The sequence below is a fragment of the Actinoplanes flavus genome, assembly GCF_017592555.1.
In the GTDB taxonomy this organism is placed as follows: Bacteria; Actinomycetota; Actinomycetes; order Mycobacteriales; family Micromonosporaceae; genus Actinoplanes; species Actinoplanes flavus.
In genome coordinates this window covers 136,802-148,610 of record NZ_JAGFNS010000025.1, presented here as the reverse complement: position 1 = coordinate 148,610, position 11,809 = coordinate 136,802, and the positions used below count along the sequence as shown (strand labels likewise).

Sequence of the window (11,809 nt, the reverse complement as noted above, 5' to 3'; positions counted from 1 at the left end):
GGGCCCACCACGCCCCCGCACCACACCTTTCGTCAGAGAATGGGCGCGGGAGCGTACCCGGCCGCCTGGGGGTTCTGAGCCACGATCTCGGCGATCCGCGCGGCAACCGCCTGGACCTGCGCGGGGGCCGCGCCCACGAACGCCGCCCGGTCCGCCACCAGCGTGTCGATCTCGGCGCGCGAGAGCCGCAGCCGCTCGTCGGCGGCCAGCCGGTCGAAGAGGTCGTTGACCGCGGCGCCCTTCTCCCGCATGGCCAGCGCCACGGCGACCGCGTGCTCCTTGATCACCTCGTGCGCGACCTCCCGGCCGACGCCCTTGCGCACCGCGGCGACCAGCACCTTCGTGGTGGCCAGGAAGGGCAGGAAGCGGTCCAGCTCCCGGGCGATCACCGCGGGGTACGCCCCGAACTCGTCGAGCACCGTGAGGAACGTCTGGAACAGCCCGTCGGTGGCGAAGAACGCGTCCGGCAGCGCGACCCGGCGCACCACGGAACAGGAGACGTCGCCCTCGTTCCACTGGTCGCCGGCCAGCTCGCCGACCATCGACAGGTAACCGCGGACGATCACCGCGAGGCCGTTGACCCGCTCCGAGGACCGGGTGTTCATCTTGTGCGGCATCGCCGAGGAACCCACCTGGCCGGGCTTGAAGCCCTCGGTCACCAGCTCCTGGCCGACCATCAGCCGGATGGTGGTGGCCAGCGAGGACGGGCCGGCGACGATCTGGGCCAGCGCCGAGACCACGTCGAAGTCGAGCGAGCGGGGGTAGACCTGGCCGACGCTGGACAGCACCCGGCTGAAGCCGAGGTGCTCAGCGACACGCTGCTCAAGGCCTTCCAACGAAGCGAAGGACCCGTCGAGAAGATCGAGCTGGTCGGCCGCGGTGCCGACCGGGCCCTTGATGCCGCGCAGCGGGTAGCGGCCGATCAGGTCGTCGAGACGCTCGTACGCGATCAGCAGCTCCTCAGCCGCCGAGGCGAACCGCTTGCCCAGCGTGGTCGCCTGCGCCGCGACGTTGTGCGAGCGGCCGGTCATGACCAGGTCGGAGTGCTCGACGGCGAGCGCCGCGAGCCGGGACAGCGTGGCCACCACCCGGTCCCGGATCAGCTCGAGCGACGCCCGGATCTGGAGCTGCTCGACGTTCTCCGTGAGGTCGCGGGAGGTCATCCCCTTGTGGATCTGCTCGAACCCGGCCAGCTCGGAGAACTCCTCGATGCGGGCCTTCACGTCGTGCCGGGTGATCCGCTCACGGGCCGCGATCGACGCCAGGTCGACCCGGTCGAGCACCGCCTCGTACGCCTCGACGGCGCCCTCCGGCACATCGACGCCGAGATCACGCTGAGCCTTCAGGACCGCGAGCCACAGCTTGCGCTCCATCCGGATCTTCTCCTCCGGGGACCAGAGGGTGACGAGGTCGGCGGAGGCGTACCGGGCAGCGAGCACGTTCGGGATGGTCACGGCACTGATTCTTTCACGGGCTGAACGGCGTCTCCCGGCAGCCGGTGACGCAGGGTACGGACATCGCGGCTGAGCAGCATCGCGGCGATGGACAGGAACATCAGCACCGCGCACCCGATCAGGGTGGGCCGCAGCCCGGCCGCCTCGGCGATCGGGCCGACCGCCACCTCGCCGACCGGCATGGCCAGGAAGGACCCAAGCATGTCGTACGAGTACACCCGCGCCAGCTTGTCGGCCGGCACGTGCTCCTGCATCGTGGTGTCCCAGGCGATGCCGAACTGTTCCAGCCCGATCCCGGCGATGAACCCGGTGATCAGCAGCACCGGCACGGTCGGCCGGACGCCGAGGGCCAGCATCGGCAGGGTGAGCAGGCCGCAGCTGACCGATCCGAAGAGCAGCAGCCGCCGGACCCGCAGCCGCATCGCCACCAGCGCGCCGACCACCATGCCGAGCGTCTGCGCCGCCAGGATCAGGCCCCACGCGGTCCGGCCGAAGGTCTGGTCGGCCACCACCGGGCCCAGCACGTTCGCCGAGCCGGACCATGCCACGTTGCCGATGCAGGCGCAGGCCACGACGACCCACAGCCACTCCCGGGAGCGGAACTCGGTCCAGCCGCCCCGGAGCTCGGTCAGGATGCCGGGCCGCACCGCGACCGGCCGGGTGGGCAGGCGGAGGAAGGCGAAACAGAACGCCGAGACCGCGAAGGTGGCGGCGTCCACGGCGATGCCCCAGCCCGGCCCCACGGCCGCGACCAGGACGCCACCCAGCGGGGCGCCGGCGATCATCGCGCCGTTGGAGCACATCCGGTTCAGCGCGTTGGCCTGCTGCCGGACGTCCTCCGGGACGGTCTGCGGCACCACGGCCGCGGTGGCCGGCAGGGCCAGGGCGGCCACCACGCCGTTGATCGCGGAGATCCCGACGAGCAGCGGGATCGTCGCCGTGCCGGTGAGCACGAGGGTGGCCACCGCGCCCTGGGTGACGGCCGCGGCCAGGCCGGCGCCGACCAGCACCAGGCCGCGCGGCAGCCGGTCCGCGAGCACCCCGCCGAAGAGCAGGAACAGCACGTTGGTCAGGGTGCGGACGCCGACGACGAGGCCGAGGTCGCGGACCGAGCCGGTGAGGTCGAGAACGGCGAAGGAGAGGGCGATCGGGGCGATCGCGTTGCCGAGGGCGTTGACGGTCCGGCCGGCCAGCAGCAGCCGGAAGTTGCGGTGCCGCAGTGGGCCGGTCACTCCGCCTCCATCTCGAAAAGGACGACTGTCGTGCTGGTGCGGATCGTGCCCGGGGTGCGCGGCGGCCGCGCGAGCTCGTGCAGTTCGAGCAGGACCGCGGCGATCCGGTCACGGATCTCCGTCCACCGGTCCGGATCGACCCACAGCTCGGCGTCACCGAGGACTCCGGGCCCGGTGCTGGTCGCCGACCGGCGGATCAACTCCTGCGCGGCGGCCGGGTAGAGGGCCCGTTTCTCCTCGGGGCTGAGTGGGCCACGATCATTCACGGCGTCGTAGCGGTACCGCTTCGCCACTCCGCCGCGGATCTTCTCCTCGCCGGCCACCACGATCAGGCCTCCGGAGAGGAGGTTGCGCAGGTGGTAGCTGGCGTTGGCATGAGTGATCCCGAGCTCCCGGGCGACCTCGGCGGCGGTCAGCGAGGCGCCGGTGAGCAGGGACATGATCCGTAGCCGGATCGGATGGGCCAGTGCTCGGAGCGCGGCCGTGCCGCCGGACCCGACATCCCCCAAAGACATGTTGGGGAGTCTATGTATCCGGCGGGGCGACTGTCCAACAATTGTTGGAGAGTGGCACACTGCACGGGCTACCGGCATCCTCGCTAGGGTTACCGGTGGGTAGCGTGACGTTCACCCGAAAGGACTTCTGATGACGGATTTCAGCCCCGAGTCGCTCGCCGCGATCGGCCCGAAGGAGTTCACTCAGCTGGTCAAGTCCACCCCGGACTCGAAGATCGCCGAGGTGATGGCGTCCGACACCCGCACCAAGATCCTGGACGAGGTGTTCAACCGGATGCCCACGCTCTTCCGCGCCGAGCGGGCCGGGGGCACCGCCACCGTCATCCACTGGATCATCACGGGCGGCCCGAACGGGCAGGACACCTACGAGACGGTGATCGAGAACAAGACCTGCACCGTCACCAGCGAGCCGGGCCGCCAGCCCAACCTGGCCATGACCATGGACGCGCTCACGTTCCTGAAGACCATCACCGGCGCCGGGAACCCGATGATGCTGTTCATGACCGGCAAGATCAAGGCGAAGGGCGACCTGAGCCTGGCCACCAGCATCCCGAAGCTCTTCGACATCCCGAAGGGCTGACCCTCACAGCAGGCCGTGGTCCCGGGCGTAGATCGCGGCCTGCGTCCGGTCCCGCAGGCCCAGCCTCGCGAGGATGTGCGAGACGTGGTTCTTGACCGTCCCCTCGCTCACGTAGAGCTGCGCGGCGATCTCCCGGTTCGTCGCGCCCCGGGCGATCAGCCGCAGCACCGCGTGCTCGCGCTCGGTCAGGTCGGTCCGCGGGGTCGCCACCGGTTCACCCCGGTCCAGGGCCGACACCAGCCGGCGCACCACGGCGCTGTCGTGCTGGTCGACACCCGAGTGAGCCAACCGAACGGCCCGGGCCAGGTCGCGTGGCGGCAGGTCCTTGAGCAGGTAGCCGCCGGTTCCGGCCCGCAGCGCGCGGAGCACGTACTCCTCGTCGTCGAAGGTCGTCAGCATCAGCACGCGGCAGGCCGGCAGTTTCTCGCGAAGCAGTTCGGCGGCTCGGAGACCATCCAAGACCGGCATGCGTACGTCCATGAGCACCACGTCCGGAACCGTGGCCAGGGCGAGATCCACCGCGGCACGGCCGTCCGCCGCGGTGCCGACCACCTCGATGCCCGGCTCGATACCCAGCAGTGAGGCGATGCCCTCCCGGATCAGCGCCTGGTCGTCGGCGACGAGAACCCGCACCGGGGCGTCGGCGGTCACCGGGTCCCCGCCGGGACACTCGCCACGATCCGGGTGCCGTGTCCGGGCCTCGACTCCACCCGTACGCTGCCGCCGAGAACGGCCAGGCGCTCACGCATCCCGCTGAGCCCCCCACCGAGCGCGGTGTCCGGGGTGAAACCCCGGCCGTTGTCCTCCACCTCCAGGACCGCGCCGTCGTCGCCGCGCCGGACCACCACCCGGACCAGGTCGGCCCCGGCATGCCGGCGGGCGTTGGTGAGCGCCTCCTGGGCGACCCGGTAGAGCGCCTCCGACCCGGCCCGCCCCTGGTCCAGCTCTGCGTCGCCGACGTCGAGCACCACCCGGAAATCCGCGTCGTGCAACCCTTCGACCAGCGCGAACAGGGCGGCTGCCAGGGAGAACGGCTCGACTCGAAGAGCGCCGACCGACTCCCGTACCTCGCGGAGCGCCCGTCCCGTGGCCCGGCGCGCGTCCACGACCGCCCGGTCCGCCACCTCCGGATCGCGCTCCCGGAACGCCTCCGCCTTGGCCAGCTGGACGCTGACCGCGGTCAGGTGGTGGCCGACGCTGTCGTGGATGTCCCGGGCCAGCCGGTTGCGCTCGCTCGCCGCGCTCAACTCGGCCACCCGCTGCTGCGTCGCGGTCAGCTCGGTCACCAGCCGCTCGGCCTGCAACCGGCTCCGCCGCTGCTCGGCCGCGACGGCCGCGGTGGACACCACCAGCACCAGCCCGATGAAGAGCATGAACAGGTCCGAGACCACCTCGGGATCGGTCCGGCCGCCGGTCACCGTGCCGGCCCGGATGAGCGCGGCGAGCAGGTAGACCACCGCCAGCGCGATCCCGGTGGCACGGCCCAGCCAGAGGTACGCGAAGAACGGCACCAGCACGAAGAGTGCCCGGGAGAAGCCGGCCTCGTCGGCGGAGTTCACGATCTCCAGCAGCACGATCCGGACCACCAGCAGGCTCCCCGCCCAGTGCCGGGTCCGGGGCCGCCGCCAGTCGAGCTGCTCGACGGCCAACAGGGCGACCAGACCCCCGGCGAAGACCGCCAGCTCGGCTCCGGACCAGTCCGGCGCCAGTCCGGCGGCGACGTAGTAGAGGCCGGTGAGCAGCACCGCCACATAGAGCAGCGAGGCCATCCAGCGCAGGGGTGGAGCGTCCAGAGCCATACCGTCACGCTAGGTGGCCCGGACATCCACGACCATGCCCGGCGCTCAGGTCTGGCCGTTGGTCATGTGCCGTCCGGCAGGCGCCCGTCGCCCGGTCCTGGACTCGCGGCACTGTCCCTGTTCCGGGCCCGGCGGGCACGGTGTCGACGTCCGATACCGAAGGAGTCCGACCATGTCCGAACGGGATCTGTACCGTCTCGCCGCCCTGACCGGCCTGGCCGGTGGCGTCCTCACCCTGATCGCCGTCGCCCGCCGTGCCGGCCTTCTGCCGGAGAACGGGTTCACCCACGCCCTGGCCCCGCCGGCCACCGCGCTGCTGCTGCTCACCCTCACCGCGCTCTACCTGTGCCAGCGACGGGAGTCGGGCCGGCTGGGACTGGCCGGTTTCGTGCTGAACCACCTCGGCCTGAGCGGCCTGTTCGCGATCGAGTTCCTCACCCACGCGGTCCTGCAATACCAGGACGCCGCGACCCGGGAGGCGGTGCTCACCGGGCCGGGGCGGCCGTACTTCCTGGTGGTGGCGCTGACCTTCGTGGCCGGGGTGCTGCTCTTCGGCGCCGCGTCGTGGCGGGCCGGAGTGCTGCCCCGGGGCGCCCTCGCGCTGTACGTGCCGGGCCTGAGCGCCGCGGCCCTGCGAGCCGCGGCACCCGAGTGGCTCTACCTCTCCGGGCTGATCGTCGGCAGCCTGGGTGTGCTGTGGCTGTCCGTGGCCCTGCTGCGGAACGCCGGACGGCCGGCGCTCGTCACAGCGTGATCCGGCCCTCGACGGCGCGCAGCGCGATGTCCGTTCGGTACTGCGCGCCGTCCAGCTTCACGCCCTCGATCAGGGCGTAGGCGGCCGCACGGGCGGCGGGCAGGTCGGCGCCGGCCGCGGTGACGCTCAGCACCCGGCCGCCGGCCGAGACCAGCGCGCCGTCGGCGTTGCGGGCGGTGCCGGCGTGGATGACGCCCGGGCGCTCGGCCCCCTCGATGACGTCGCCGGTCCGCGGGACGCCGGGGTAGTTGTGACTCGCCACGACGATCGTGATCGCCGAGCCGTCCTTCCAGCGCAGCGGGCCGTGGTCGGCCAGGGTGCCGGTGGCGGCGGCGTTGAGCAGCCCGGCCAGCGGGGTGTCCAGCAGCGCCAGCACCACCTGGGTCTCCGGGTCGCCGAACCGGGCGTTGAACTCGATCACCTTCGGGCCGTCCGGTGTGAGCGCGAGTCCGACGTAGAGCAGGCCGGCGAACGGGGTGCCGCGCTTGCGCATCTCGGCCAGGGTCGGCTCGACGGTCTCCCGCAGCACCCGCTCGGTGAGGTCGGCCGGCGCCCAGTCCAGCGGGGCGTAGGCGCCCATGCCACCGGTGTTCGGGCCCTCGTCGCCGTCGGCGAGCCGCTTGAAGTCCTGCGCCGGCATGAGCGGCGCCACCGCGGTGCCGTCGGTCACCACGAACAGCGAGACCTCGGGGCCGGGCAGGAACTCCTCGATGACGACCTTGCCGCACGCCTCGGCGTGGATCAGGGCCTCCTCCAGGTCGTCGGTGACGACGACGCCCTTGCCGGCGGCCAGGCCGTCGTTCTTCACCACGTAGGGGGCGCCCAGAACGTCGAGGGCGGTCCGCGCCTCGGCGACCGAGGAGCAGGCGAACGAACGGGCGGTCGGCACCCCGGCGGCGGCCATCACCTCGTTGGCGAAGGCCTTCGAGCCCTCCAGCCGCGCGGCCGCGGCCGACGGACCGAAGCAGGCGATGCCCTTGGCCCGCACCGCGTCGGCCACCCCGGCGACCAGCGGGGCCTCCGGGCCGATCACGACCAGGTCGGCGCTCAGCTCGACGGCGAGCGCCGCGACCGCGGCGGGATCGGTGACCTTGACCTCATGCAGCTCGGCGACCTGGGCGATGCCCGGGTTGCCGGGCGCGGCGGCCAGGAAGTCGACGGACGGGTCGGCGGCGAGCCCGACGGCAAGCGCGTGCTCGCGCCCACCGGAGCCGATCAGAAGTACGCGCACGACGGCCCATCCTACCTGCGTCACCGTCCAGTAAACTTCGGCAGTACCCGGGCTCCTCCAGGTACGACCTTGGGGAAAGGCAACGCTCAAAGTGCCGGTGATCGTGTTGGTCGGCGCCCAGTGGGGCGACGAGGGCAAGGGCAAAGCCACGGACCTGCTGGGCGACCGGCTGGACTACGTGGTCAAGTTCAACGGTGGCAACAACGCGGGCCACACCGTCGTCATCGACGGCGAGAAGTACGCGCTCCACCTCCTTCCGAGCGGGATCCTCTCCCCGAACGTCGTACCGGTGATCGGCAACGGTGTCGTCGTCGACCTGAACGTGCTGTTCCAGGAGATCGACGGCCTGGAGGCCCGCGGCATCGACACGTCCCGGCTGCGGATCAGCGCGAACGCGCACGTCATCGCGTCCTACAACCGGACCCTCGACAAGGTCACCGAGCGGTTCCTGGGCTCCCGCCGGATCGGCACGACGGGCCGTGGCATCGGCCCCACCTACGCCGACAAGATGAACCGGATCGGCATCCGGGTGCAGGACCTCTTCGACGAGTCGATCCTGCGGCAGAAGGTCACGGCCGCGCTGGGCTTCAAGAACCAGGTGCTGTCGAAGATCTACAACCGCACCGGCGCGAAGGTCGACGACGTGGTCCGGGAGCTGCTCTCCTACGTCGACCGGCTGCGGCCCTATGTGGCCGACACCGCCCTGGAGCTGTCCGAGGCCATCGACGCCGGCAAGGTCGTGCTCTGCGAGGCCGGCCAGGCCACCCTGCTCGACGTGGACCACGGCACCTACCCGTTCGTGACCAGCTCGAACGCGACGTCCGGCGGCGCCTGCACCGGCTCCGGCATCCCGCCGACCCGGATCGACCGGGTGGTGGCCGTGCTCAAGGCGTTCACCTCCCGCGTCGGTGAGGGCCCGTTCCCGACCGAGCTGCACGACAAGTGGGGCGACTACCTGCGTGAGGTCGGTCACGAGTACGGCACCACCACCGGCCGCCCGCGCCGCATCGGCTGGCTGGACCTGGTGATCGGCCGCTACGCGCAGCGCATCAACGGGGTCACCGACTTCGCGATGACCAAGCTGGACAACTACGACGGGCTCGACGAGATCCCGGTCTGCGTGGCGTACGAGGTGAACGGTGTCCGGCACGACGAGATGCCGGTCAACCAGACCGATTTCCACCACGCGAAGCCGATCTTCGAGACGCTCCCCGGCTGGAAGCAGGACATCACCGGCTGCCGCAAGTTCGAGGACCTGCCCCGCGAGGCGCAGGACTTCGTCGAGTTCGTCGAGCAGCGGATCGGCGCGCGGATCTCGATCGTCGGCGTCGGCCCCGGCCGCGAGGCGGTCATCGAACGGCACTCGGTGCTCGGCGGTAACTGACCGTGTACGACGTGGTGCTCCTCAGCCTGGCCGAGGGGTCGGGCGACGGCTGCGGTTCCGGGTGCGGCGGCTGTGCCTCCGCTTGCGCGACTCCGCGTACCCCCGTGCTGGCCTGCGCGGACGCGCTGCGTGAGGCCGGCGCCCGGGTGGAGACCGTGCTGGCCGGATCGGATCAGGAGATCGACGCGGTGCTGGCCCGTTTCGACGGGCCGGCCCGGCCGGACGGTCTCACCTGGCCGGACCCGGACACCAAGCTGAGGCTGGTGGTGGCGAGCGCCACCGACGGCCAGTTGCGCGCCGTCGTGCGCCGGCTGGTCCGGCGGTACGCTCCACCGCCCAGCAAACGCCCCGCCGACCTGGCGCCCGGCCGCACCGTGCCGGATCTCCCGCCGGTCGCCATCCTGCCGCTCGACCCGGGCAACTCCGGCGATCTGGCCGCGCAGCTCGGCCTCCCGCGGACCCCGGCCGAGGTGGCCGCGGCCGTGCTGAACGGGCCGGTCCGCCGTCTCGACCTGCTGCGCAACGACGGCGGTTCGGTCACGCTGGACGGCGCTCTGCTCGGCGGTTCCGACGACGACGGCCGGGCGGTGCCGTGGCGCGGCCGGGTCGAGGTCGACGACGCCCTGCTCACCGACGGTGAGGAGCCGGTGCTGGCCTGCGTGGTCGGCAACGCGGCCGGTTACGCCGAGTTCGACGGTCTGCGGCTGCTCGCCGAGGGCGACCCCACCGACGGGCGGGTCGAGGTCGCGGTGGCGGTCCCGGTCGTGGTCAAACAGCGTTTCAAAGGCACGAGGGTACGAGTGGAGGTGCGCCGGGCGCGCGGCCGCGCGGTGTCCGTGCTGCCCCGCGAGGGCGATCTGCAGTTCCTCGACGACGGGGTGGCGGGCTCCACCAGCCGCAAACGCTCGTGGTGGACCGAGGCGGGCGCCTGGGCGGTGTACTCCGGCTGACCCGGTTCTCCTGAGCGACCAGAACGGGCGGGCCACCACCGCACGAGACAGAATCCGAGGGTCCGTGCAACTCTGGACAGGCACTTCAGCCGATCGTGATACCGGAGGTCTCATCCGTGGCGGACGAGAACGCCGACCGTGTCCATGTTCCGGGGGCCGAGTCCGCTCCGCCGGCCCGGGACGTGGAGCCGTTCTGGGCCGATGAGCCCGCGACGCCGGTGCACGGCCGTGCCGTGCCACTGACCGATCGGACGCCACCGGTCGGGATGACGCCGGTCGAGCCGGGCGTCTACCGGCCCTCCGGGGAGGCGTCCCTGCCACCCGGGGTGCACGTGCCCGGCCAGCGGCCACCGGCGGAGTCCGTGCCGTGGCCGGGTCCGGAGCCGGTGGTGGCCGGCTCCCCGTGGGCGCAGCCGCCGCACCGTCCGGCGGAGAGCGGCCCGGTGCCGCCGGCCACCCAGCCGGTCCCGGTGCAGCCGGTTTCGCCGCTGTCGGCCCCGCCCGCCTGGGCCGCGCCGATCGAGCCGGCTCCCGTCGCGCCGGTCCCCACCCAGCCCGCTCGGCCCGGACCCGCCGAACCGGTCTCGGCACAGCCCGCCTGGCCCGGACCCGCCGAACCGGTCTCCGCCCAGCCCGTGCCGCCACCGCCGGCGCCGGTGGAGCCCGTTTCGGCCCAGCCGGTCGCACCGGCGGTCGGCGCGGCCGTCGTACCCCCGCCCTTCGACCAGCCGCCGCCGCAGGCCGCCGTCGGGACGCCGGGCCCCGCGGAGGCCGCGCCGTGGCCGCCGGAGCAGGCCGCCGTCGGGATGCCGCCCATCGCGGACGGTTTCCCGCCGCATGCGGTCGGTGGGGCGCCGATTCCTCCGCCGGTGCACACGACGCCGCTGCCGCCACCCCCTCCGCCGCAGGCGGCGCCGTCCGCGCCACCGGGCGGCGCGGCCGAGGCCGACCCGTTCCAGGACCTGCTCGACGCGACGCCGACGGCGGAGGAGTTCGCCCGGCGAAGGCTTGCCCGGCCGGCTCAGCAGAGCGCCACGATGGGTGCCCGGGCGATGCTCCGGAAGACCACGTTCGGGCTGTTCAACATGGCTCCGGGCCAGCATGAGCTGGAATACAAGCAGGACGTCGAGATGGTTCGCCGCAACTTCGGCGGGCTGCGCCAGGTCACCGTGGTCAACCCGAAGGGCGGCGCCGGGAAGACGGTGGCCGTGCTGCTGCTGGCGATGACGTTCGGGCAGAAGCGCGGCGGCTACGTGCTCGCCTGGGACAACAACGAGACGCAGGGCACGCTCGGTATGCGGGCGCAGCAGGACTTCCACGCCCGTACCGTCCGGGACATGATGCGTGATCTGCATCTCTTCCAGGGCGCGCAGGGCCGGGTCGGTGACCTGTCGCAGTATGTCCGGGCCCAGGGCGAGGGCATGTTCGACGTGCTCGCCTCGGACGAGTCGGCGACCGCCGGCGAGATGCTGACCGCGGATTCGTTCGCCGAGATCCGTGACGTGGTGAGCCGGTTCTACAAGCTGATCTTCGTGGACACCGGCAACAACGTCCGCGCGGAGAACTGGCAGGCCGCCATGGACGCCACCGACCAGCTGGTGATCACCATGTCGGCCCGTAACGACTCGGCCGAGACCGCCGCCCGGGCGCTCGACCACCTGGAGCAGAGCGGGCGCCGGCGACTGGTCCGCCAGGCCGTGACGATCGTCACCATGCCGCCGACCCGCAAGGACATCGACCTGCCCTGGATCCAGCAGCACTTCGCGGCCCGGACCAGGGCCGTGCTGCTGGCCCCCTACGAGCGGCTGATCGACTCCGGCGAGCCGATCCGGTACGGCGAACTCTCCGGCAACACCAAGGACGCCTGGCTCAAGATCGCCGCGGCGGTCGCCGAGGGCCTCTGACCGCAG

The 11,809-nt window shown here is 72.2% G+C and carries 11 protein-coding genes; 5 read left to right on the top strand and 6 right to left on the bottom strand.

All coding sequences use genetic code 11. The features are described 5' to 3' along the window. Nucleotides 1-32 precede the first annotated feature (32 nt). From purB to J5X75_RS31790, 3 genes are read right to left on the bottom strand one after another with little or no spacing between them, the layout of a single operon-like run. Nucleotides 33-1,454 (bottom strand): adenylosuccinate lyase, encoded by a 1,422-nt coding sequence (purB, locus tag J5X75_RS31800; RefSeq protein ID WP_208471272.1) that lies wholly within the window; start codon nt 1,452-1,454, stop codon nt 33-35. Beyond that, entirely contained in the window at nt 1,451-2,686 is a 1,236-nt protein-coding gene (locus tag J5X75_RS31795; protein WP_208471270.1) for an MFS transporter, read from the bottom strand. The genes purB and J5X75_RS31795 overlap by 4 nt, the downstream gene beginning before the upstream one ends. Continuing rightward, nucleotides 2,683-3,201 carry a winged helix-turn-helix domain-containing protein gene (locus J5X75_RS31790; protein WP_208471268.1) on the bottom strand — a complete coding sequence of 173 codons (519 nt, stop codon included), beginning with the start codon at nt 3,199-3,201 and terminating at the stop codon, nt 2,683-2,685. Before J5X75_RS31790 ends, J5X75_RS31795 begins: the two co-directional genes overlap by 4 nt. 130 nt (nt 3,202-3,331) lie before the next feature. Here J5X75_RS31790 and J5X75_RS31785 point away from each other — a divergent pair, with 130 nt between their 5' ends. Beyond that, nucleotides 3,332-3,781, top strand: coding sequence for an SCP2 sterol-binding domain-containing protein (locus tag J5X75_RS31785; protein ID WP_208471266.1), 450 nt, complete (start codon nt 3,332-3,334; stop codon nt 3,779-3,781). A 3-nt stretch (nt 3,782-3,784) separates the two neighbouring features. Here the strand turns inward: J5X75_RS31785 and J5X75_RS31780 are convergent, their stop codons facing one another. Then, complete coding sequence (locus J5X75_RS31780) at nt 3,785-4,432, bottom strand: response regulator (RefSeq protein WP_208471265.1); 648 nt, start codon at nt 4,430-4,432, stop codon at nt 3,785-3,787. Next, the gene (locus J5X75_RS31775) at nt 4,429-5,580 is read right to left on the bottom strand and encodes a sensor histidine kinase (RefSeq protein ID WP_208471263.1); all 1,152 of its coding nucleotides are present in this window, start codon (nt 5,578-5,580) and stop codon (nt 4,429-4,431) included. The genes J5X75_RS31780 and J5X75_RS31775 overlap by 4 nt, the downstream gene beginning before the upstream one ends. A 172-nt stretch (nt 5,581-5,752) precedes the next feature. Between J5X75_RS31775 and J5X75_RS31770 the strand changes: the two genes are divergently transcribed. Beyond that, the gene (locus J5X75_RS31770; protein ID WP_208471261.1) at nt 5,753-6,334 is read left to right on the top strand and encodes a hypothetical protein; all 582 of its coding nucleotides are present in this window, start codon (nt 5,753-5,755) and stop codon (nt 6,332-6,334) included. Here J5X75_RS31770 and purD read toward each other — a convergent pair. Continuing rightward, entirely contained in the window at nt 6,324-7,565 is a 1,242-nt protein-coding gene (purD, locus tag J5X75_RS31765) for a phosphoribosylamine--glycine ligase (protein WP_208471260.1), read from the bottom strand. The two genes, J5X75_RS31770 and purD, sit on opposite strands and share 11 nt — an antisense overlap. A gap of 91 nt (nt 7,566-7,656) precedes the next feature. Here purD and J5X75_RS31760 point away from each other — a divergent pair, with 91 nt between their 5' ends. From J5X75_RS31760 to J5X75_RS31750, 3 genes are all read left to right on the top strand, one after another. Further along, complete coding sequence (locus J5X75_RS31760) at nt 7,657-8,949, top strand: adenylosuccinate synthase (protein WP_208471259.1); 1,293 nt, start codon at nt 7,657-7,659, stop codon at nt 8,947-8,949. Nucleotides 8,950-8,951: 2 nt separating this feature from the next. Beyond that, nucleotides 8,952-9,899, top strand: coding sequence for a diacylglycerol kinase family protein (locus J5X75_RS31755; protein WP_208471258.1), 948 nt, complete (start codon nt 8,952-8,954; stop codon nt 9,897-9,899). A 116-nt stretch (nt 9,900-10,015) separates the two neighbouring features. After that, nucleotides 10,016-11,803, top strand: a complete 1,788-nt coding sequence (locus tag J5X75_RS31750; protein ID WP_208471257.1) for a MinD/ParA family ATP-binding protein — start codon at nt 10,016-10,018, stop codon at nt 11,801-11,803. Nucleotides 11,804-11,809 lie beyond the last annotated feature (6 nt).